The sequence below is a fragment of the Pseudomonas sp. 22072 genome, assembly GCF_052046095.1.
GTDB classification, from domain to species: domain Bacteria; phylum Pseudomonadota; class Gammaproteobacteria; order Pseudomonadales; family Pseudomonadaceae; genus Aquipseudomonas; species Aquipseudomonas paracarnis.
Genome location: NZ_JBQEQE010000007.1, coordinates 43,232 through 65,579, shown reverse-complemented (window position 1 = coordinate 65,579; position 22,348 = coordinate 43,232). Strand labels below are relative to the sequence as shown.

Annotated in this window: 21 protein-coding genes; 14 read left to right on the top strand and 7 right to left on the bottom strand. The window is 55.6% G+C overall.

Annotated features, from left to right (window positions below; genetic code table 11):
* The first annotated feature begins 96 nt into the window (after nucleotides 1-96).
* The 7 genes from ACTJLA_RS09395 (at nucleotide 97) to ACTJLA_RS09365 (ending at nucleotide 7,499) form a co-directional block, all read left to right on the top strand.
* Nucleotides 97-3,243, top strand: coding sequence for a phage tail tape measure protein (locus ACTJLA_RS09395; RefSeq protein WP_440841093.1), 3,147 nt, complete (start codon nucleotides 97-99; stop codon nucleotides 3,241-3,243).
* A gap of 9 nt (nucleotides 3,244-3,252) precedes the next feature.
* Complete coding sequence (locus ACTJLA_RS09390) at nucleotides 3,253-4,098, top strand: phage tail protein (protein WP_440841091.1); 846 nt, start codon at nucleotides 3,253-3,255, stop codon at nucleotides 4,096-4,098.
* Nucleotides 4,073-4,279, top strand: coding sequence for a tail protein X (locus tag ACTJLA_RS09385; protein WP_046071201.1), 207 nt, complete (start codon nucleotides 4,073-4,075; stop codon nucleotides 4,277-4,279). The genes ACTJLA_RS09390 and ACTJLA_RS09385 overlap by 26 nt, the downstream gene beginning before the upstream one ends.
* Nucleotides 4,280-4,372: 93 nt before the next feature.
* Entirely contained in the window at nucleotides 4,373-5,419 is a 1,047-nt protein-coding gene (locus ACTJLA_RS09380; protein WP_056783387.1) for a phage late control D family protein, read from the top strand.
* Between the two features lie 48 nt (nucleotides 5,420-5,467).
* Entirely contained in the window at nucleotides 5,468-6,031 is a 564-nt protein-coding gene (locus tag ACTJLA_RS09375; RefSeq protein ID WP_440841088.1) for a glycoside hydrolase family 19 protein, read from the top strand.
* Nucleotides 6,013-6,555, top strand: a complete 543-nt coding sequence (locus ACTJLA_RS09370) for a lysis protein (protein WP_440841086.1) — start codon at nucleotides 6,013-6,015, stop codon at nucleotides 6,553-6,555. The genes ACTJLA_RS09375 and ACTJLA_RS09370 overlap by 19 nt, the downstream gene beginning before the upstream one ends.
* A gap of 149 nt (nucleotides 6,556-6,704) precedes the next feature.
* The gene (locus ACTJLA_RS09365; RefSeq protein ID WP_440841084.1) at nucleotides 6,705-7,499 is read left to right on the top strand and encodes a DNA adenine methylase; all 795 of its coding nucleotides are present in this window, start codon (nucleotides 6,705-6,707) and stop codon (nucleotides 7,497-7,499) included.
* Between the two features lie 5 nt (nucleotides 7,500-7,504).
* Here the strand turns inward: ACTJLA_RS09365 and ACTJLA_RS09360 are convergent, their stop codons facing one another.
* A complete protein-coding gene (locus tag ACTJLA_RS09360; protein ID WP_440841082.1) occupies nucleotides 7,505-8,206 on the bottom strand; it encodes an SOS response-associated peptidase family protein in 702 nt (233 codons plus the stop codon).
* A 101-nt stretch (nucleotides 8,207-8,307) separates the two neighbouring features.
* Between ACTJLA_RS09360 and ACTJLA_RS09355 the strand changes: the two genes are divergently transcribed.
* A complete protein-coding gene (locus ACTJLA_RS09355; protein WP_023658794.1) occupies nucleotides 8,308-8,733 on the top strand; it encodes a LexA family protein in 426 nt (141 codons plus the stop codon).
* Nucleotides 8,726-10,003 (top strand): translesion error-prone DNA polymerase V subunit UmuC, encoded by a 1,278-nt coding sequence (gene umuC, locus ACTJLA_RS09350; RefSeq protein WP_440841080.1) that lies wholly within the window; start codon nucleotides 8,726-8,728, stop codon nucleotides 10,001-10,003. The genes ACTJLA_RS09355 and umuC overlap by 8 nt, the downstream gene beginning before the upstream one ends.
* 107 nt (nucleotides 10,004-10,110) lie before the next feature.
* Here the strand turns inward: umuC and ACTJLA_RS09345 are convergent, their stop codons facing one another.
* The 5 genes from ACTJLA_RS09345 to ACTJLA_RS09325 form a co-directional block, all read right to left on the bottom strand.
* Nucleotides 10,111-11,022: a hypothetical protein gene (locus ACTJLA_RS09345; protein ID WP_440841079.1), complete on the bottom strand. Its 912-nt coding sequence runs from the start codon at nucleotides 11,020-11,022 to the stop codon at nucleotides 10,111-10,113.
* Between the two features lie 112 nt (nucleotides 11,023-11,134).
* Nucleotides 11,135-12,751, bottom strand: coding sequence for an AAA family ATPase (locus ACTJLA_RS09340; protein ID WP_440841077.1), 1,617 nt, complete (start codon nucleotides 12,749-12,751; stop codon nucleotides 11,135-11,137).
* Nucleotides 12,752-13,136: 385 nt separating this feature from the next.
* Nucleotides 13,137-13,352, bottom strand: coding sequence for a hypothetical protein (locus tag ACTJLA_RS09335; RefSeq protein ID WP_440841075.1), 216 nt, complete (start codon nucleotides 13,350-13,352; stop codon nucleotides 13,137-13,139).
* A 351-nt stretch (nucleotides 13,353-13,703) separates the two neighbouring features.
* Nucleotides 13,704-13,916 (bottom strand): hypothetical protein, encoded by a 213-nt coding sequence (locus ACTJLA_RS09330; RefSeq protein ID WP_440841074.1) that lies wholly within the window; start codon nucleotides 13,914-13,916, stop codon nucleotides 13,704-13,706.
* Between the two features lie 446 nt (nucleotides 13,917-14,362).
* On the bottom strand, nucleotides 14,363-15,136 hold the full coding sequence (locus tag ACTJLA_RS09325) for a hypothetical protein (RefSeq protein WP_440841073.1): 774 nt from the start codon (nucleotides 15,134-15,136) through the stop codon (nucleotides 14,363-14,365).
* Between the two features lie 840 nt (nucleotides 15,137-15,976).
* Between ACTJLA_RS09325 and ACTJLA_RS09320 the strand changes: the two genes are divergently transcribed.
* The 5 genes from ACTJLA_RS09320 to ACTJLA_RS09300 all read left to right on the top strand — a co-directional run bounded on the left by ACTJLA_RS09320 (nucleotide 15,977) and on the right by ACTJLA_RS09300 (nucleotide 20,389).
* Nucleotides 15,977-16,174, top strand: coding sequence for a hypothetical protein (locus ACTJLA_RS09320; protein ID WP_069558233.1), 198 nt, complete (start codon nucleotides 15,977-15,979; stop codon nucleotides 16,172-16,174).
* Nucleotides 16,175-16,524: 350 nt separating this feature from the next.
* Entirely contained in the window at nucleotides 16,525-16,842 is a 318-nt protein-coding gene (locus tag ACTJLA_RS09315) for a hypothetical protein (protein WP_314546653.1), read from the top strand.
* 151 nt (nucleotides 16,843-16,993) lie between these two features.
* Nucleotides 16,994-17,734, top strand: coding sequence for a hypothetical protein (locus ACTJLA_RS09310; RefSeq protein ID WP_003192025.1), 741 nt, complete (start codon nucleotides 16,994-16,996; stop codon nucleotides 17,732-17,734).
* A gap of 133 nt (nucleotides 17,735-17,867) precedes the next feature.
* The gene (locus ACTJLA_RS09305; protein WP_314546330.1) at nucleotides 17,868-18,143 is read left to right on the top strand and encodes a hypothetical protein; all 276 of its coding nucleotides are present in this window, start codon (nucleotides 17,868-17,870) and stop codon (nucleotides 18,141-18,143) included.
* A 128-nt stretch (nucleotides 18,144-18,271) separates the two neighbouring features.
* Nucleotides 18,272-20,389 carry a TonB-dependent receptor family protein gene (locus ACTJLA_RS09300; protein ID WP_314546334.1) on the top strand — a complete coding sequence of 706 codons (2,118 nt, stop codon included), beginning with the start codon at nucleotides 18,272-18,274 and terminating at the stop codon, nucleotides 20,387-20,389.
* 1 nt (nucleotide 20,390) lies between these two features.
* Here ACTJLA_RS09300 and ACTJLA_RS09295 read toward each other — a convergent pair whose 3' ends face one another.
* Nucleotides 20,391-22,208, bottom strand: a complete 1,818-nt coding sequence (locus tag ACTJLA_RS09295) for a sigma-54-dependent Fis family transcriptional regulator (RefSeq protein WP_314546336.1) — start codon at nucleotides 22,206-22,208, stop codon at nucleotides 20,391-20,393.
* Nucleotides 22,209-22,348 lie beyond the last annotated feature (140 nt).

The window sequence follows — 22,348 nt, the reverse complement described above, 5'->3', positions numbered from 1 at the left end:
CGCTGCTGAGATTTTGTCGATGCCCTTTGCAGAAATGGTGTGGTGGCTCACGGACTGAGCCGCCTTCGATAAGGTTATCCAAATGAGGGCCGTGACATGGCGAACAAAATCGCCCTCGGGCTGGTGATCGGCGGCGCCGTCAGTTCGACTGTCGGAGCTGCGTTTAAAGATGTAACGGGGCGCATCAAGCGTCTTGAGGCGGAAGGCAACAAGGCGCGTGTCCTGCAGCGCACTATCGGTGACACCATTCGCCTGCGCGACGAGTGGAAGAAAGCCCACGACAGCGGATCACAGGGCGCGACCAAGTTGTTGGGCCGGTTGAATTCCAACCTCGATAGTTTGAAAAAGCAGGGAATCGAGGTCGGCCGACTGGAGAAAGCCTATCGCTCTATGGGGCAGACAGCCATCAAGGCGGAGCTCAAAGCCAAGGGGCATCAGCAGATCGATGCTGGTAAGACTGGTATGAAAAGCGCGGTCGGTGCCGCTGTCGTCGGTGTCGGCATGCTGGCTGTTCCGACAAAGGTCAGTGCGGATTTTGGGGCCATTGTTCGTGATATCGCGATCAAGGCCGGCATTGCCAACAAACCGCAAGAGCAGGAGATGTCGCGCAAAATCATTGATACGTCGCGCGACACGGGCATGGCGCGTAACGATGTGGCCGATGTGGTTAACCAATTGGTTGGCGCCGGCATGGACTTGAGCAAGGCCCTGGAATACGCGCCAGTCGCGGCCAAATTCGTCGTGGGGCAAGGGTCGAGCGGTGTTGATACAGCGAAGATGATCAATGCGCTGGGTCAGAATGCCAAGATCACAGATCCTAGGCAGATGCAGCAGGCCCTTGAAGCGATTGCCTACCAAGGGCAGGCCGGTAGCTTTGAAGCGGCTGACATGGCTAAGTGGTTTCCCGAGCTGTTGGCGAACATGGGCAGCCTCGGCATTACCGGCATGGATGCGGTTACACAGTTGGGTGCCATGCTGCAAGTGCAGATGAAATCTGCCGGCGGCGCCGATGAGGCGGCAAACAACCTCAAGAACTGGATGGGCAAAATCGGCTCTGGCGACACCGTCAAGGCGTATGCAAAGGCGGGTATTGATTACAAAGGGTCGATGCAGACCGGTTTGCAAAACGGTATGTCCACCCTTGAAACCAGTATGTCACTGGCGCAGAAGTACATTCAGGCCACGGATCCGAAGCGCGCGGCGGCGATGGCTGAGGCGACGGCGAAGATCAGCAAGGAGTCGGACCCGGAGAAAGCCAAGGCCATGATGGCCTCGCTGGAAGAGTCACTGCGCACCGGTGACCTGTTCGCTGACATGCAGGTAAAGGCTGCGCTCTCTGCCTATATGCAGAACAAGGCGCTGTACAGCCAGCTTAAAAACGATTCGCGCGATGCAACGGGCATTCTCGACAAGAACCTCAGCGAACGACGTGAGGCGTCGTCGCAGAAGTGGGCCGAAATGGCCCAGTCAATGGATGACGCCATGCGCAGCGTCGGGGACGCCCTGCGCCCGGTCACAGACACCGTGGCGCAAGGACTGACCAAAGTCACCAGGGGCATTACCTCGCTGTCTGACAGCGCGCCAGGTGTGGTGACGGGTATCGCGGCGGTCGGGGGAGGGTTTGTCGCGCTCAAGGGGCTGCTCAGTTCGTTCAAAATCGCTAAAGGTTTGCTCAACGTCGCGCGTGGATCATTGGGTGGCAAACCCGGCGAAGTGCAAAAGGTCTTTGTGACCAACTCCAAGGATGGCGCTGGGGGCGTAGGAAAGGGCGGCGAGGGGAAAGGTAAGGCCGGCAAGGCCCTGTCGTTAGTTGAGACTGGTCTCAAGGCAGTAGCCGCTCTCAAGGGTGAATCGGTTGATGGTGAGGGAAAGGATGAGAGTAAGACCGGTAAGTTAGGCATCGTCGCTACTGGCCTCAAAGTGGTTTCGCTGGCTAAAGAAGCGGTATCTGGCGATGACAGCGCGGGAGTTGACGATGCTGCGTCGAATGGCGACGGCGTCCAAAAGGTCTTCGTCGTTAACTTGAATGCCATGGAGGGACCTGGGGGGCCAGGTGAAACCCGCCGACGTGGGCGCGGTTCAAGACGTAATATTCCGCGACGTCGGCCGACCTCGCTGCGTGCTCGGATGCCGGCTCCGCGTCCACCGGTACCACGGCCTGCAGCACCGACTCCGCGTCCTCCGGTGCCGCGGCCTGCAGCACTGGCTCCGCGTCCGGCGGTGCCACGGCCTGCAGCACCGGCTCCGCGTCCGCCGCTGCCACGGCCAGCAGCACCGGCTCTGCGTCCGCCGCTGCCACGGCCAGCAGCACTGGTACCGCGCCCGGCGGTGCCACTGCCTGCAGCGCCGGCTCCGCGTCCGCTGCTGCCTCGGCCAGCAGTACTGGTCCCTCGTCCGCCGGTGCCACTGCCTGCCGCACCGGTTCCGCGTCCACCGCTGCCACGGCCTGCGGTACCGGTCCCGCGTCCGCTTATTCCACCTGTTTCTATTCCAAGCGGGGCGATAGCGAAACTGGGCGGGGTTGTGCAAGCGGTCGGTAAGATCGGTAAAGCCGCCAAGGCAATACCTGGTGGCTCGCTCATCGAGGCCGGCGCCATGGCCTTTGACACCTATGAGAATGCTAAGACCAAGGACGAAAAGGCCGAGGGTTATGGCGCTGCCGCTGGCAATCTCGCCGGCACCATGGCCGGTGCTGCTGCAGGAGCGGCTATTGGCTCGGTGGTGCCTATCATCGGCACCGCTATTGGTGGGCTGGTAGGCGCTTACTTAGGCAGCATGGGTGGTTCGGCGCTGGGCGGTGCTGCAGGTAAGTCATGGTTCGGAGGGGATGACGAAAAGCCCGCGCCACCGGTGACGCCGTTGCTGATGGCGCCTCGACCGGGCCCAGCCATTCCAAGCTTGGCCGCCATGGGCAAGTCATTCAACCGGGCAGACGGTTCGGGTGCATTGCTGATGGCGCCCGCACCGCAAGCGCCGGTACTGGGTGATGTCGCGCGCTCACTAGCCGTGTCAGCGCCGACCAAACCGGCGGCTGTAGCGATCCAGCCCAAAGAGCCGGAAAAGCCTGTCCAGGCCAAAGTGGATCAGCAGTTTCAGTACTCGCTGAGTATGCCGGTTACGGTGCAAGGGGATGTGAAAGACCCGCAACGCTTGGCGCAAGACCTCATGCCGCACATGCGGCTAATGATGGCTGATGCGGCGAAACAAAACGCCGCAAAGCTGTACGACGAACCGCACCTGTAAGGAGGGCCTATGGCTTATATGGAACAGATGCAGTCGGGCTTCAAGTATCTGGTTGAAGCCGGGGAGGCTGGTAGACGTAGTGCTGAGGGCATGCTTGGACCTGTCAACGGCGCAATAAGGGAGATGACCGGTGCCGCGTCCGAGCTGGAAAATATTCCGTTCGTGGGACCTGCTATCGGTGCCAAGCTACAGCGGGTGATGCGCGGCGTGAATGCAGCACAGGCCAAAGCCGGCCAGGTGCTGGCTGTGTACAGTCGTGCGACACGGGGCGCCGCCGAAGTGCAGGAGCGAATGGGGGCGTTGAAGGAGCAGGCGGGAAAAGCTGCGACGGCGATCAACAAGGTCGCCGGAAAGGTCAATCCGTCGTTGGCAAACATCGTGCCCACCAGCGCATTTGCCGTGGATGCCACGCCGGCACCGGAAGCGGTGAAGCCATTTCCGCACCTGCTGATCATTCAGCCCAGGGATCCTAAAATTCAGCCGTACTACTTCAACTTGGATACAGCGGCCTTCGACGAATTGAGTCGCTCGACTGAATTCCGCTGGGCTTCACAGGAGCGACTATCGCGGCGCCCGGCGCAGCAGGCCGTGGGCATGGGCGATGAAAAGCTCACGCTCAAAGGTACGATTTACCCAGGCTTCAAAGGGGGGCTCAAGCAGCTTGACACATTGCGCACCATCGGCGGCCGGCTACAGCCGCTGACTTTGACTACCGGCTATGGAGAGGTGATTGGCACCTGGTGTCTGAAGTCGATCAACGAGGAGCAGGGCGCGCTGCTGCACGGCGGTATTCCGCGTAAACAAGTATTCACTCTGGAGTTCACGCGCTATGGCGACGACATGCAGAACGTCTGACGGGGACATGCTCGATGTCATATGCAATAACGTTTATGGGCACTTGAACGGCAGCGTTGAGGCAGTTCTGGATGCCAATCAGGGCTTGGCAGACGAGCCCCAGCCTTTCCGCGCTGGTGTGGTGATTCTGCTGCCGGATCTGCCAGCCCCGACCGAGGAAGGGATTAGCTTGTGGGACTGACTCCGAACGGCACCGCCTGCAGCCCGTTGCGTTAAGCGAAACGAAACTTTGTATTCAGCCCGCCCTGTGCGGGTTTTTCTTTGGAAAAAAACCATGACCCCCACTTTTCGTATCGTTGCCGACGGTGCCGATATTACGTCCAAGATCAATGATCGACTGTTGTTACTTAGGACTTCTGACAAGCCGGGTATGGAGTCCGACGAGTTTGAATTGCGTATCGATGACCGCGACGGCCAGGTGCAGTTGCCCCGGCGCGGTAGCTCAATCGAGATTCACCTGGGCTATGCCGAAACGTCTTTAATGCGCCTAGGGCTTTACGCGGTCGACACGGTCGAAGTTTCCGGCCCGCCGGACACGATTGTGATCAAGGGTAAAGCCAGCGATATGCGCGGCAGTGGTAAGACTATCCGCAGCGGAAGCTGGGAGGATGCGCCGTTGTCGAAGATCGTGGCCGACATCGCGGCTCGAAATGGCTGGCAGGCAGGCTGTCCGGTGGCGACGAAGGTCGCTCGTGTGGATCAGCTTAACGAGTCCGACTTTAATTTCATCACGCGCCTGGCTAAGCAATACGACTGCACGGCCAAGGTCGCAGATGGCAAATTGTTGGTGATGCCACGCCAGGGAGGGCAGACAGCCAGCGGCAAAACGTTCGGGGCGATCACGTTGACCCGCAGCGATCTCAGTCGCTGGCAGTTCAGCTTAGGGGATCGCAATTCGCACAAGGCCGTGGCGACTAAGCATCAGAACAAAAAGGACGGCAAATTGGCGGTGGTCACCATCGACAACGATGACGCTCCGGACGGCTTGCCGGCGGTGCACACGGATCGGCATATCTATCCGAACAAGACTGCTGCTGAATCAGCAGCCAAAGCAAGGTTAGCGGCATTCAATCGCTCGACCGCCGACGTGCGTTTCGAGATGCCTGGCCGGACTGACATTTTTGCCGAGCGCCTGATCAACGCCCAGGGCTTCAAGGTCGGGCTGGATGGCGAATACCTAGCAGATTCAGTGGAGCAGGTGTTTACCCAGTCTGGCTGGTCGACCACGGTCGAGTGCAATGCCGGCAAGCAAGGCAAATCCAAGGGTAAGAAGAAGAAGGAAACGAAGCCGCTCAAGGTCGTGAGCGTCGAGAAGCTGTAATGCAGTCCACCGCCGCCTGAGTGCGGTATTTTTTTGACCGGAGTTTTTATGACGATCACTGAACAACAGCTACAACGCATCATGCCAAACGCCCGCCGCCAAGCGGGCGTTTTTGTATCTGCCCTGAACGCGGCAATGGCGCATCGGCAGATCAATACACCGAAACGCCAAGCTGCTTTCCTGGCGCAGCTTGGTCACGAGTCCGGTCAACTGCAGTACGTCCGCGAATTGGGTGGGGATCAATACCTGAGTAAATACGATACCGGCACTCTGGCTGCCAAGCTTGGTAATACCCCAGCTGCAGATGGTGATGGTCAACGCTATCGTGGCCGAGGGTTGATCCAGGTAACCGGGCACGATAACTACCTGCGCTGCAGTCTGGCACTGTTCGGCGATGAGCGATTGTTGCGCACTCCCGAACTGCTCGAGCAGCCGCAATGGGCGGCAGAGTCGGCGGCGTGGTTCTGGTCCGTGAATGGGTTGAATGCGCTCGCGGACCAGAACCAGTTCAACACGATCACTCGCCGGATCAACGGCGGCCTTAATGGCCTGGAGGATCGGCTGCAGTTGTGGGCCAGGGCGAGGGCGGTGTTATGCGTCTCTTCGATCTGATCCCGGCGCAGTTCCGTATCGCCGCTATCAGCTTGCTGTTAGTGGTGGTGGCCGCAGGATCTGCAGCGTTGGCCTGGACCGCCCAGGACTGGCGTTATGGCAGCGTGCTGGAGCGGCAAGCCCGGCTGCAGGCGGACACCCTCAACGAAATATCCCAAGCTTCTGCTGCTCTGCAGCGTACCGAGCAGGACAAGCGCCTAGCCCTGGAGCTCCGCCTGCAGAACAAAGACGAAACCCACTACAAGGAATTGAACGATGAGCAAATCAAGCAGGCTCGTCTGCGTGATCGCCTGGCTACTGCTGATCTGCGGCTGTCAGTCGTACTCGCCGCCACCGAAACCACCGCCAGCTGTTCAGTGCCACCCACCACCGGCACCGGCCGCGTGGTTCATGGCACCACAAGAGCCCAACTTGACCCAGCGCATGCTCAACGAATTATCGGAATCGCCGATGCCGGCGACCGCGGATTGATCGCCCTGCGGGCCTGTCAGGCTTACGCAAAAGAAGTTTCTACACCGAAGTAAAAGGAGCGGCCGGGCAGGATGCGTCAACATCCAACCCGGCCACCTTCCCCGCAGATCGTCCCTGCAAGTCCAGCCAAGGCTCCTGCTTCGTGCACAAAGCGGAGCGAGCCTAGCACTGTTTATCCATACAGCAAAGGTCTTGCTTTTTTATGTCTACACCCATCATCCCTTGGATGGGCGGCAAACGCCGCCTGGCCGACCGTCTTATCCCGCTTTTTCCGCCACACGAATGCTACGTTGAAGTCTTCGCCGGCGGCGCCGCGCTCTACTTCATGCGTCCCCAGGCAGCGCCTGTTGAAGTTCTTAACGACATCAACGGCGACCTGGTGACGCTGTACCGGGTCGTGCAGAACCACCTGGAAGAATTTGTCCGCCAGTTCAAATGGGCGCTCAGTTCCCGCCAGGTGTTCGAGTGGCAAAAAATGACCCGTCCGGAAACCCTCACCGACATCCAGCGCGCCGCCCGATTCTTTTACCTGCAGCACCATGCCTTTGCCGGCAAAGTGACGGGGCAGACGTTCGGCACTGCAACAACCGGCCCGGCCATTAACCTGCTGCGGATCGAGGAAAACCTGTCTGCAGCGTGGCAGCGTTTGTCCGGCACTTATGTTGAAAACCTGGGCTGGCTTGAATGTGCTGAGCGCTACGACCGTGCCCATACGTTCCACTACATGGATCCACCTTACTGGCAGACCGCCGGCTATGGCGTGGATTTTCCATTTGAGAATTACGAGCGCATGGCCGACTTTATGCGGCGCTGCAAAGGCAAGGTGATGGTCAGCATCAACGATCACCCTGATATACGGCGGGTGTTTGAGGGGTTTCACTTTGAGATGGTGGACATTCGATACACCACATCCAACCAACGACAAGGAAAGAGTGAGATTAGTGGTGAACTGGTGATCATGAACTGGGAGCCAGCCGCATTGGGAGGACTGTTCTGATAGCCTCAAAAATTCTTGGATGGCACCGGCAGCAGTAGATCAGCTCCATGGTTTTTCACATTTCCCACTGCTTTGCCAACGGCATACCACTCAAAGTCCTCCACAGGCTGGCAACATTCCTTTGCTATTTCCTCGGCGCGGGCTGGAGTAAGGCTCGGATCGATCCATTCCCTGGCGTGCTCGGGTGTCAGCACCAACGGCTTGCGGTCGTGGATGTCCACCATGCCCTGGTCACTGGCGGCGGTGATGATCACGAACCCATCGCCGTCGTGGGGATCCAGGCCAGGATGAACTTGGGCAAGCGCGCCAAAGAACATGGGTTTCTGACTCTTCAGGCGAATGAAGTAGGGCTGCTTTCTCTTCGGTTCGTCAGGGTCTTTGACCCACTCATACCACCCTTCACTCGGCACCAGGGCTCGGCCATTCGGCCAAAGTTGCTTAAAAAACTTTCCTGTGGTGACCGTCTCTACACGTGCGTTAATCGGGTCGGGGCGTTTGCCCTTGGCCCAGAACGGCGCCCATCCCCATTTGACTGCATCGATATGCAGCCCATCCTCTGCGGCGTGTAGCACCTGCACCCGTGTCGATGGCGCGACGTTGTAGCGATCAATAGGCTGAGCGTCGTAACCGCTGAACAGCTCTATCTGGGGGCTCAGTTCTTCAATGAAGATCGCCATCCCCTCGTACTGCACGAATCGTCCGCACATACGCACCTCTCCGCCTGTCGAAATCCCCTACAGAAAAATTGACCGCAAGCGCCCTACAAAGTTAACTGTACATTCGTACAGTATCTGTAAAAGGCCGCATCATGAGCTTCACCATTCTAGGTCCTATCGCTGAGGCAGGCGCAAAGCTGCCTATGTGCTCGTTCCAGGTTCCGGCCGGTTTTCCATCGCCGGCGGCGGATCATATTGAGCAGCACATCTCATTGGATGAGGTTCTGAATATCCGTGCACCGCATGTGTACCTGGTAGCAATCACCGGGGAAAGCATGCAAGGGATTGGTATCTTCGAAGGTGACCTCGCGGTGGTGGATCGTGCCATTGAGCCTGCTCACGGACATGTAGTGGTGGCGCTGCTGAACAATGAGCCCGTCTGCAAGCGCCTATGCAAGCGCGGCCGGGAGGTGATCCTTCTATCAGAGAACCCCAAATACCCGGCGCGTTACGTTCTTGAAGGGGATGAGCTGTCAATCTGGGGCGTGATTACCAGCACAGTGCGCAGCCATGTTTAAGCAAGAACCGACCTTTGCGCTGATCGACTGCAACAGCTTCTATGCCAGTTGCGAGCGAGTGTTCCGGCCGGACCTGGCGAAGGTGCCCATTGTGGTGCTGAGCAATAACGACGGCTGTGTCATTGCTCGCAGCTACGACGCAAAGCCGTTTATCAAGATGGGCGAGCCGTATTTCCAAATCAAGCACAAGCTCAGGCAGCACGGCATTGTCCCGTTCTCCTCTAACTATGCGCTGTATGGGGACATGAGCGAGCGCGTCATGAGTCTGATTGAGGCGATGGTGCCGGCAGTTGAGGTGTACAGCATTGACGAGGCATTCGCCGATCTGACCGGTGTCGGTGGTTTGGATGCGTTAGGCCGGCAAATCCGGGCCCAGGTACTTCGCTGCACCGGCATACCTGTTGGTGTTGGTATCGCTCATACAAAGACCCTGGCAAAGTTGGCAAACCACACCGCGAAGCGCCTGCAATCGCAGACCGGTGGTGTGGTCAATATCACCGACCCGGTTAAGCGGGACTGGGTGCTGCGTAATACGGACGTGGCGGAGGTGTGGGGCGTTGGCCGAAAGATGAAACTTCATCTCGATACGATGGGTATAAGGTCTGCAATGGACTTGGCTAAGGCGGACCCATGGACGCTCCGTAAGAAGTTCAGCGTTGTGATCGAGAAGACGGCAAGGGAGCTGGGCGGTACGCCTTGCTTGGAGCTGGACGAGCCGGATCCGCCAAAGCAAGAGATCTGCTGCAGTCGAATGTTTGGCCAGCGGCTGACGGAGCAGCAGCCTATCAAAGAAGCGGTGGCCACCTACATGATGCGAGCTTGTGAGAAGCTTCGCGCCCAGAACTCGCTGTGCAAGAAGGTGCGCGTGAGTATACGCACCGGGATGTTCAATCCTGAGGAGGCGAAATTTGCCAACGGTGTGGTGGTAGATATGCCGTACCCCACTGATGATGTTCGTCTGCTAACCCAGGCGGCGATAGGCGCGCTCGAGCGAATATTCCGGCCAGGCTTCAAGTACAGCAAGGCAGAGGTGATGTTGCTCAATCTATGTCAGCCCGGTGAGTACACCGATGATCTGTTCGCCCCGTCCCAGCCGACCGAAACAACACGGTTAATGACCGTTCTGGATGAGATCAATGTTCGCTGGGGAAGGGGCACGCTCCGCTCTGCAAGCGTGCCGACAGATCCTGACTGGGCCATGCGGCGTGAATTGCTGAGTCAAAGCTACACAACCAAGCTGGATCAGCTTTGGTCTGTAGCCTGTAGGTAATGGCTGCTGCTTTCGGACAGAAGCGGAAGTTAGGCCGAACTCCGCTTCCTGCCAAAAGCAGCCTCAGGGCTTCAACAAATTGGCCACTTTAGAAATCGTCTAATGCACTAAGACAAAGTTCGCTTCAGCTTTAAACCCCAGCTCGTAACAATCGAAGCAATATGATAAAGCTCACCGTCAATCTCTGAATCTAGAAACTCAAGGACCTTTTTTGGCGAATTCTGCTCTAAAAACTCAAATGTGTTTTCGACTAACTTTCCAAATTTTCCGCAAATTAGAGTGCAGCCCCTGTGATGATAAAACGGTTGCCAGAAGGTATCCTTATAAAAGGCGTCCTGCGCTTTAGCATCTGCAACCGTAAATCCATTTTTGTGATCTGGATAACGACGATAGCTTCGATAACGGGAATCAGAGTACATAATTCCTTGTTCGACGGCCGGATATAAAAACCTCACCAAACCCTCAGGCACAAGATTTTCTATTTCATGGGACTCAATTACGCGCAAATAGTGCCCCATCGTCAAACCCTTAGGATAGGGATTAAAGTGCTGGCAAGTTCCCCCATAGGAGCCTTTAGGGTGCTTTTTATCACTATCCACCAAGCAAATAAATGGCCTTCGCTCAGATACATAACGGATATACTTTTTAGCTATATCTGGTCCTCCTCCACCTTGAGGATCAATTTTCAACATGTACTGGCGATTTAGATTTTTTCGTGAGGAGAAAATAGCGAGCGAAAACTTCTCATAAACTTTCGCATCGATTTCATTTTCGGCCAACAATACTGGCGCCAATAAGAAGTTATCATCCAATACTCTTTCAAAACCAACAATCAGCTCTTCCCCTTGCTGATCCATTCTATAACGACTACCAAAATCTATCACTATTCTAAAAGAAAATTCAGACTCCAACAAAGTCTTCGTAAAAGTCGAAGAACTCTTCAGATCAACCAGAGCTCTTTTAGCATATTTACTAAAAAAAGTTTTATCCTCTAATTTTCTAGCTAAATCAACAGCCATCCATACAACCTGACTCCCTCTGCCATGAGCCCAAAGAATTCTCTCAAGCGCTTCCTCCTGAGCATTAGTCAATGCTTCGACGTTTGGGATTTCCCTAATGAGTATGATCATATTATGCAGATAAAAAACCAGCTGGCCAATTCACGAGATAACCTTCTTCATCAAAGCCAGAAAGAGTAATCTCCGTACAATCCTCTTCATTTTTCTCGAAGAGCGTGATATTTACATCGTCACCAGATATTATATCTTGCCTGATGCTTTCGCCAATCGCCTCAATCATCTGACTACTATGAGTCTCTATGACAAACTTAATATTTTTTGCAGACTCCATGCTTGCAACTTTTGCAATTGCCAACCCAAAACGATATTGCAATGCAGGGTGCAGATGTAACTCTGGCTGTTCAATTACTATCGTCCGAGATACAAACTGATAAAAACGTCGAGTTTGCGACTTCATTAATTGCGGATTAGTCTCCAGCCACATAGATACGATAACTGGTAGTATCTGAGAATACCCAAACCCCATATCACTCAAGTTATGGAATCGACTATCCGCCTCTTCTTTTATCTTTAGCTCGTAGTGTAAGCCTGAGGCTGCAAGCTCAAGTTCGAAGCCGAAATTTTGGGAAATCCAATTACTTAAGTTCTTCTTCATTCTGGAATCAAGTGAATTGATTACCATTGGCAAATTCTCACCTTTATGGTCTACCTCATCAATCTCCAGATCCTGGTGTCTATAGAATCTCTCTGCTGATGCTCTGAGTGGCCCGAGATATCGCACCCCGCTGAAAAGCTGTTTGAACGTTCTGTCAGCGATGCCTAAGATTTTTTCCAGATCTTTGACTAATAAATAATGAAAGCAGACTTCAGAGATTTCTTTACCGTGCGACCTTAAGTTTTCTTGGAGCCTCACGTCTACAGCACTCAACTCCAATAGCCTTGAGAGAAGAACTTCTGGCGTATCCAAGCTAAGCTTTTCTAACTTTTGCGATATAGATCTAGTACCAGGGGAGCAGTAACGCTTTATGAAGCTTAGAACAGCTTTCTCCATACTTTCCTTGAATGGCTCCTCTACAGCGTAAACAACATGACGATCCTTTTCATCTTTACCATTTCTCGTGCCATAAAATCGAGTAGATAGCAGACTGCCTTTACCAATAGCGATAAGTTCAGAGAAAGAAGTAACCTCTAATACCTCAGCAGGGTTATCCCATGCATATCTATTGGCAACCACCTCATGGCGACCAGAGGAGGAACTCCCTATGAAAAATTCAGTATTGTGAATACGAATTTTTGCATTTGAAAGTACATCTTTATCCTTCCCCCTCTTAAGACCAATGGAAATATTGGCATCTAGTTCAAAGTTCTGAGATTTTGAACTTGTAGATTCCGAGCCCCTCCCCTCGACTACTTTACCTTCCATCACTATGCGGCCAGGCTCGGAACTACCAATACTTAATATAGTTTCAAAGTCAAAAAAAACTTCTTCCGAGCCGTCATGGAGGGCTGTGTTCAAATCGCCAAAATCTACATAAGCGCCATACCAAAGAATTGCAGACCGAGTATTCGACTCTACAGATTGTCGCAATAAAGGATAGCTACGCAAAAATGTGCTTTTACCACAGCTATTTTTACCGACAAACATATTGACTTTTTTGATGGGAACTAACTGCTTCCTCTCACCGAAACTGCGAAGATTTCTCACACCAAATGACTTTACATAGCTCACATTCAAACCTCAGATATTTTTCAGAAAAACTTATTCCACCCACTCACAATTTTTCTTCATACCACCTAAGAATATCCTTCAATGACTGCAAAAAGCCATCCCTCCACATCTATTGATGAGGGGACCGGCAGCACCCTCTATGTTGCCGCCTTAGTGAAGCTGAAGCGTTGAGATCCTGATCACTGCTCGGCTGGGCATCGGCCAATGTTGACCGGCCCGATCAGAGCGTCTATCCGAACAACAAGTGAATCAGTAACCTGGCTAATCCTTTGGCTCACCCACCGTGAACCCCCTCGCACAGTCTGCTATTGGCCGATTGCTGCCTGTCAGCACCTAAGGCTGCCGGCGTTGGAATCACCGGCTACAAACCTGAGATGGTTCAGACTTAGCCGGAATTCGAACCTTTGAGCTTGGCTAAGCCCTGTTTAATGTAGCCGGCGTTTTCACCAATCGTGTCAAGCGCGCCACGAACGTTATTCCCAACCTCTGACGAGCCTTGCTGCTCCAGGTGCAGTGTCAACTCCATTAAGGCTGCCTCCAAGGCCAGTTGGTTGGTATACATCCTCTCAAGCACATCGCACAGCGAATAATCACCAAGCATGGCGTAAGCTCCCTTCGAGAAAAAAGTAGAAGAATAGTACCGGTCGCTCCCTTGTCAGGCAGTGATTTCAACTTGCTTGGAAATTGCTGAAACGCGAAAAGATTATAGAGGCTGAGTATGAGGACCGGGGTGTGGGAGGGTAGACCGCCCGATCCAACATCGAATGATTGGGCAAGCGGGATTCTGTGGACTCTCGTGGGGCATAAATGGGGCAAACCGTACGCCAATCTATGCCATCTAATGCCCATTATGCATTTATGCAACCTGCCGTGAATGAGCGTCACAGCCCGCAGCCACGGGCCGATCCCTCAAAATTCCTCACATACTCCTACACAATCGGGGTGTGCTTTGTCAGAGACGATTAGTTCGTAGCTTCGCCAAGCCCTGCTTGATGTGCCCAGCATTTTCGCCGATCACGAACAGAGCACCACGGACGTTGTCACCAACCTCATCCATGCCTTGCTTTTCGCTTTGGAGAGCCAACTCCATCAGAGCTGCTTCCAACGCCAGCTGATTCTCGTACATTTGTTCAAGCAAATCTGGGAGTGAGTATTCCCCTGCCATGTGTGTCACCCCGACTAAAAGGGCTAAGCATAGCATTGGCGTAGTAAATTGGTGCTTGCTTAGAAATTGCTACGAGGAAGGCCGCTCAATGCTTCGAAAGCAGGGGGAGTGGGGTTTTGGGGAGAGCGACGTCCAATCCATCATCGGACAGCATAAGTCAGAAGGGTACAGCGCAACGAGTGGGGCGACAATGGGCAAACTGTACGCCAATCCATGCCATTCAGTGCCCATTGGACCATAAATACTATTGATTTTATCTTTTTGTATTCATGGAAGCACTGCCGCATAAAAAAACCTGCAACAATCTACCGCGCTTTGTCGCAAATATCCTCGCCCTCAGTGGAATTTTTTGCTGTCGGCAGAGATGCTGATGCAGGCATGGCAGTCCGGATGGAAGTTATCTTGTACCCCTCACTTCTCGGAAAGCGATGCCCGCACGCGGTTTCTCATGCCGAAGCGAAGCTTTCAGCTAGACTGACACCTTCCTTGCCGAGAATTTTTCTCAACTCTTCCCATGAGTTAGCGACTACAGGGAATTTTCCGTCGGGAGTTTCTGGTAATTCTTTTATGAAAACCCCTTCATGTGTAATTCCAGTAATGTGCATTGGCAAACTTATTCCAGCGTTTTTGAATTCTAGTGCTTCAGCGAAAATGTATTCCAATGCGACCTTTCCGAGGGGAATAAAGGCAACCGGAAGCCCCCCCTCGGGGTCGTCAATAATGTAGACGCCCGTGGAGTTCCTCTCCACAATACCACGATAGTCTTTTAAGACTGATCCTGAGCCTAGCTCAAGCATTGAAAAAGGTTTATCTCTCTCAATCAAATGAAAATGTGGGGCGGTTACCTTCCACATGCCGAATTCCGTATAAATGCCGGTAGGGCTAATAAAAACCAAGAACTCAACTCGTTCTTTGTCATGGCTTTGATGCTTATTGAAATAATGTTTTATATGTTTTACCAGGCGACGCATAATTTCTTCCGGCGCCTCGAACGTTCGTGGGTCTATAGTGCGATAAAAGTTAGCCCTTAACTCATCAATAATAGAGAATGCAAGCTTAATTGAGTCTGCGAAAAGAATAGTAACTCCCGGCCCTATTTCATGTACCTTTTTCACAGCGTCAAAGTAACGCTTATTTCCATTGGGGTATGTAAGTGTTACCTGTACGTCGGACAAGGCTCTGGCGCAAAATATGTGTTTACCCCCGACAATCCACGTCAATTTCAAGCTCCTTTAAATATTAACCCATTGTGAATTCAGTTAATATTGCTTCGAGATTAATGATCTCGCATTTCCAAGATAACACACTTATTAAGGAAAAATCGATACGACCCATTGCACAGCAGTCGTCCCATTCGTATCAAAAAAGGTGAGAGTGGGCGTTCGAAATGTAACTACGACGTAGCCGGTCCAGAGAGCGCTGGGTGCGATAATAAGGGGTGGTTGGCCCCCGGTGTGCCCCCTAAACCAGCCAAAGCGATGGGTGATCAGGGTTACCTAAGCGGTTCTTTGTTCGAACCGATAATTGGCGCTTCGTTTGCGTATTGAGCGGCAGTTATGGGTCGAAAGAGTATCTAGTGCAATGCCCGCTTCTGGCCGAAAGCACTCATGATTTATCTCATAAGTCTTTGGCTTTTTTGGTGGTTTTTTTCATTTGGCTGAACGCCGGGGGAGGGGCAAAAACAGTTCCCAAACCAAAACCGCACCCCTTGCAGAATGCGGCCTATAGCTTGGTTGCTTGCTGCGAGTAAAGGAACGCCGTGGGCCTTCAAGGTCCCTGCCCGTTTGAGTTTGCATATCGGTCTTGAAAACCGGCGGACGTTAATAGCGTCTCCAGGGTTCGAATCCCTGGTTTCCCGCCAAGATTCATACGAAAGCCCCGCGAAAGCGGGGCTTTTGCGTTTCTGGGGTTTGAGTGTGCTGATAATCAAATAAACGCTGTTTTTTGCATTCATACCTTGCAAAGACGAACCACCATTCGTCTAACATCCGGCACTCTCCATCCGTTGCTACCTCTCAATCTTAAGCACGGATATCCCGAGCGATACACGGAGAGCCAGCATGGAAATCAACGAGAAAGCCCCAGGCAACATCTCCCAGCAAGCGGTTACTCGTAACACCGATAATGAGACGGGGCATGACCCACGGCGCGATGAGGACAATATCCCGCTACCCCCGGATGACGAGGCCCCGATCGAGGAGGACATGTCGGATGTAGACGCGGCGGATTCCGTGGCAAGTGAGCACCCTGCTACCTGAAGACCTCCCGATCAATAAACCCGGCCCAGCGCCGGGTTTTTATTGCGGTTTTCGGCGCATTTAATTAACCGTAATCCTTAAGTATTGGCATCGCATAATTGTGAATGGCTTCACGATGCCTCTATGATCAGCACGCACTGTATTGGATCGCTGAGCCTCAACCCTTTGAAGGACATGAGCATGGACAAGCATTTCGGTAATTCGGGCCTTTTCAAGAACCCTTTGTATCAAGGCAACGACGCTCACGACGGCTGCAGCACTGCCGACTGGGAGCTGAAAAACAGTGCGCTGAATACGAAGGAGTTTTTGATATGTCCAAAGAATTACTCGGAGTTTTTGCTCTAGGGTTGATGGTTATTGGTGAGTTTTGTGCAATCTACAGTGAGGTGGTGACCGCCAAGTTGGCCCAGACCGGCAGTGGTTCCTGGGAGGCCTTTGTACTTCCCGTGGTCTTGATGTGTTTTGCCGGGCTTTGCCTGCTGGGTGCCTATTGGCTGGGGTATGTGGTTGTCGGTGATATCTGGATTGTCACGGTAGTCTCGGTCACTTCGTTATTGCTTCTGGAGCCTGTGGTGGTCTGGGCGCTGTTTCATGAAGCTCCAGGGCGGGGCGCGTTGATCGGGTTCTGCCTGGGCGCCTTGGGGATGCTTGCGACGGTAGTGCTCTAGCACGCCGGGGAATCAAGTGTCGGGTCAGATCAGCGTCTGTAGTCCGATGCTTATCTGGCCTGCACCGCTGCACTTTTTTCCATTCTGCTGATCTACCCTGTCCCAGCCACCCGACTCACACGGGTGGCCAACAGAATCAGACCCGGTGCCGATGGATCGAACGTCAACTGTTTTTACCTCCCGATGGCCGCTGCTGCTTGCTGCGGTTTTCGCGCTCTGCGCAACAGGTTGCAGCCAACAACAGGGCCGCGATATCGCCAGGCAGTTCAGCGATGGCAAGCCCGATGAATTCTTCCAGACCAGCGTCGACCGCATGGCCACCCTGGGGATGCGTGACAACCTGCAAAGCCTCTACTTGCTGATGAGCAAGCTCTACCTGCGCAACCCCAACCAGTGGCGTCAATCGGGGTATCCGGATGCAGTGACCGCCGCCCGGCAAATCCGTCAGGCCATCGAAAATCGCCAACCCTTGCCCGCACTGGGAGACCGGCGTGACCTGGCTGCCCTGAGTTATTCCTTGAGCCCTGACTTTCGCGGCGACCGCGTCGGCGCGTTCATCTATGCGATTGGCAGCATGCTCGTGACCGCTCACGGCGGGCGTACGCAGTTTTATGTGACTGACTCGATCAATCCGCAGTTTGTCAGCAATGCGGCGCGCAATATCGAAAAGGCCACCTGGTTGCTCAGCCAGCGTCAGGATGCCAACGGCGTGCTGCTGTTGTTTTCCAACGAGATATCAGAGGAGGGCAGTAACCTCAGTTTTGCCGTTGAGTTCGGCAAGATCGTCGCGCGTTTGGACCTGCTGACCCAAATCCTTGATGAGCGCTACCGGCGCATTGGCCTCAATTACGCACAAAGCCTGTTGCTGATGAATTTCCTGCCGGTGCAGTGAGGCCCATCGCATCGACCAATCGGTGCGGTGTTTCCCTTTCCGCTGTAGGAAGCGGCCTATCTTGCCTCCGGCGGCTTGAAAGGCTTGCCTGCGGGCAATAGCCTCGGATTTTTCTTAAACACGAGGCCCTCCCTTGGGTAAACGAAAAACGGTTTGGCCCACGGATCGCGAAATACGCTTGCGGTTTATCCTCTATGCGGTGATCGATGCCGCGACCGCCCAGGGCGTGTCTGCCGAGTTATTGCTGCCAGCGCATAAGTTATTGCGTGACTCGCCCACGGAGGTCCAGTTGCGCGACACCTTGGGGGAGATTCTCGCCACTGACGAAATGTATGGCTTCCGCTTTCCGCCGGGGTCGGATGCCGATGACCTGATGCGGACATTGGCAACGCCTGACGACCAAACCTGATTCATCCTGTTTTTAAAACGCCCCTGTCCGTCATCAAGGAGTGACCTGACGGGCATGCCTGCCTTCCCATCACTGTTCGCGTGGTGGGTTTGGCCCGGCACGTTCCCGGATTCCAAGGACCTGCCCCAATGCTGCTGCGCCACCCCCCGTTTATTTTTGCCGCCTTGACCCTCAGTTCGCTGGTACAGGCTGAAAGCCTGCAATTGGCGCCGGTTGAAGTCACCACGGCTGAGGCCAGCACCGCAGAAATCGCCCAGGCACAGCTCAAAAGCGTGCCCGGTGGCACCAATTACATCGATATGGACAGCGTGCAACAGGGACGGGTCAACACCAACGAGGATGTCTTCAAGTACCAAGCCGGTGTGTACGCCAAGGCGGCCAATAACGAAGGGGTGAAGGTGTCCATTCGTGGCTCGGGCCTGAACCGCGCCCCCGGTGCCCATGCCTCCGGCCTGTATGAAATGTTCGACGGCCTGCCGCTTACCGGCCCAGGCGGCACGCCCTATGAGCTCAAGGACCCGCTGTGGCAAAGCCGGGTAGAGGTGCTGCGTGGCGCCAACGGGTTCGATCAGGGTGCATTGGCCTTGGGCGGTGCGGTCAACTACGTCACCCGCACCGGCTTGGACGCGCCCAAGCTACAGGTGCGCTATGAGGTCGGCAGTCGCGGCTATGCCCAGCGTGAAGTCAGTTCCGGGCAAGTGCTGGGGGACGCCGACTATTACATCAGCCTCACCGATTCGGAGTCCGACGGTTATCAGCACCAAAGCGCCGGCAGCGGCAAGGGCATCGCCGCGAACTTCGGCTACCGCTTTAATCCGGACCTGGAAACGCGCTTCTACTTGCGTTACCGCGAAACCACCAACGATTCACCCGGCAGGCTCACGCGTGACCAGATCAGCCATGATCCGCGTGCCGCCAACAGCCTCAACGCCGCCCGCGATTCAAAGCGCCTGCAACCGGGCTCTACCTGGATTGCCAACAAGACCACCTTGCGGTTGGACGATCACGCTCGGGTCGAGGTCGGGCTGGCCTATCACGATTACCCCATGGACCTGCGCGAAGGCACCAATCGCCTCAAAGTTGCCTACACCGATATCAGCGGCACCCTGAATTACATCCGCCAGGACAGCCTGTTTGGCCACGCCAGCACCACTACCCTCGGCCTGCGTACCACCCAGGCGATGCCGAACAATGGCGCGTCGGAATACGTGCGCATCCCTGCGGGCAATACCGCCATTTATGCCCCCGGCACCAAGACCCGCGACTACAGCTACCTGGGCTCCGATACTGTGCTGCATGTAGGCAACGAGCTGGAACTGGTGGAGGATCTGTGGCTGACCACTGGCCTTGCCGCCATCTATACGCGCCGCGAAACCCAGGTCACTTACCCCGACGGCCAGGCGCCGCTCAGTCAGCATGATTGGGACTACGCGCCGCGCATTGGCCTGCGTTACGACTTCACCCCGCAGCTGCAGATTTACGGCAACCTGAGCCGCTCGGTAGAGCCACCGCACGCGTGGTCGATGATCTGGGGCTCGAACAAATATTTTGGCCCGGGCAGTGGGGCAGCCACGGGGTTGCAGCGCGAAGGCGTGAAGCTGCGTAATCAGACCGCCACCACCCTGGAAGTCGGCGGGCGCGGTGAAGCCTGGCTCGGCCAATGGGACCTGGCGCTCTATCGCTCGGAAGTTCGCCACGAGCTGCTTTCTGTAGAGACCCAGGCCCAGACTGCCACCAGCAACGCTATCATCGCCGAATCCAACGCCAGCCCCACCGTGCACCAGGGCGTGGAACTGAGCCTGCTCAGCCCGCTGTGGGACGGCGGCGGCAGCGGTAAGCTCGAGCTGCGCCAGGCCTACACCTTCAGCGACTTCCACTACCGCGACGACGAGCGTTTCGGCGACAACACCTTGCCCGGCATTCCCAAGCACTACTACCAGGCGCAACTGCGCTACAGCCACCCGACGGGTTTCTACACCAGCCTCAATACCGAGCATGCATCACGGGTAGCGGTGGACTACGCCAATTCCTACTACGCGGCGGCCTACACCACCCTCGGCGCCACCTTCGGCTACGACGCGCCCAAGCAGGACTGGCAAGCCTGGGTCGACCTGCGCAACCTCACCAACCGCCGTTACGCCAACACCGTCACGCCGGGCTACGACGACAAAGGCATGGACGCTGCACGCTCCACCCCCGCTGATGGGCGGGGTATCTACACCGGCGTTTCCTGGAGCTGGCGTTAAATCAACCTTCGTGTTGGCGCAGGCGCTTGTACAGGGTGTTGCGACTCACCCCCAGCTCTCGCGCCAGGTGGGAAATATTCCCGCCCACGGCTTCCAGGCGCTGGCTCAGGTCGAGACTTTCATCCAGGTGTTCAGGTTTAGACAGCGGCACTGTTGCCTGCAAATCCACAAAAAAATCATCGGGCAGGTGCTCTGCGCGGATCGGCTGCTCCTCGGCCATTGCCAGCGCCACCTGCAACACGCTGCTCACCTGGCGTAAATTCCCCGGCCACGGGTGTTGCTCGAATAGCCTCAGTACCTCGGCGCTCAGCCCGGCCCATTGCGTCGGCTCGCGGTGTTGTTGCCACAGTTGCTGGAACAGCGCCTGCTTGTCGGTACGCTCGCGCAACGGCGGCAATTCCAGGGTCAGGCCGCCGATGCGGTAGTACAAGTCCTCGCGAAAGCGCCCGGCCTGCACCAGCTCGCGCAGTGCGCGGTTGGTCGCCGAGATGATGCGCAAGTCCACCGGGAATACCTCGCTACTGCCCACCGGCTGCACACAGCGCTCCTGCAATACCCGTAACAGGCGGGCCTGGGTGGGCAGCGGCATATCGCCGATTTCGTCGAGAAACAGCGTGCCCTTGTCGGCCTTGCGGATCAGGCCGATGCTGCCTTTCTGGTTGGCGCCGGTGAAGGCGCCTTTTTCGTAGCCGAACAGTTCCGATTCCACCAGTTCTGCGGGAATCGCCGCACAGTTCACTGCGATCAACGCCTGCCGGCTGCGGGAACTGGCCTGGTGCAGGGCTTTGACGAACACCTCTTTGCCCACGCCGGTCTCGCCGTGAATCAACAACGGAATGTCCTTTTCCAGCAGGCGCTCGGCCTGGCGCACGGCTTTTTCCACGCGCACATCGCCAAAATGCAGGGTCTGGAGGTTGATCGAGGTCGGTGCTGGCGGCTGCGGTTGGCTGAACACCCGGGTCTGCACCGGCATCTGCCTGGGGCCCTTCAACAGGCACTGGAACCGATTGCGTCCCGCCGCTTGCAACGCAAAGGGAAGCCCTTCCGGCTGGTTGAGCAACTCCAGCAGCGACACCTTGAACAGACCGTCGATCATCACCCGCGAGAGGCTGATGCCCAGCAAGTTATCCGCACGCCGATTGGCCGAGAGCACCTGGCCGCTTTCATCAAAGATCAGCAGGCCGGCCCATTGGCTGTCGAGGTTGCTCAGGCCGGTGTTGAAGGTCAGTTGGAAATGTTCGCCGCGAAACAGGTTGAGGATCAGCCGGTTTTCCACGGTCTGGCTCATCATCTTGACCATGCCCAGGGTGTGGGAGGGCGGCAGGTAACTGTCGCTGGACACGTCCAGCACCGCGATGATTTCGCGCTGGGCGTCGAAAATCGGTGCCGCGGAACCGGTCATGAAGCGGTTGGCCTTGAGGAAGTGTTCATCGTGCTCAATATGCACGGCCTGGGCGCAGGCCAGTGCGGTGCCGATGGCGTTGGTGCCACTGGCGCGTTCCATCCAACTGGCGCCGGGGCTGAAGCCACGGGCCAGCGTGGGTTCGATAAACCGCTGGGTGCCCCACGAGGTCAGCACCTGGCCCTGATTGTCGGCCAGCATGATCAGGCAATTGGAATTGCTGAGGATGTTCTCGTAGTAGGGCAATACTTCCTGGTGGGTGGTCTGCACCAGGGAATGCTGGCTTTCCAGGAGCTGGCGAATGCCTTCGGCGGGCAGTTGGTCAAAGCTGGGGGCGCTCTGGTGGTCCAGGCCGTAGGCGCGGCAACGGCGCCAGGATTCCTGGATAAGGGTGTCGTGGGTCAAGGGTTCGGCCATCGTGCGACCTTCTTTATTATTGTTGTCGGGTCTTGCGCCATCTAATGTCGGACATCGAACAATGTGGGAGCGGGGGGGGGGGGGGGGGGGGGGGGGGGGGGGGGGGGGGGGGGGGGGGGGGGGGGGGGGGGGGGGGGGGG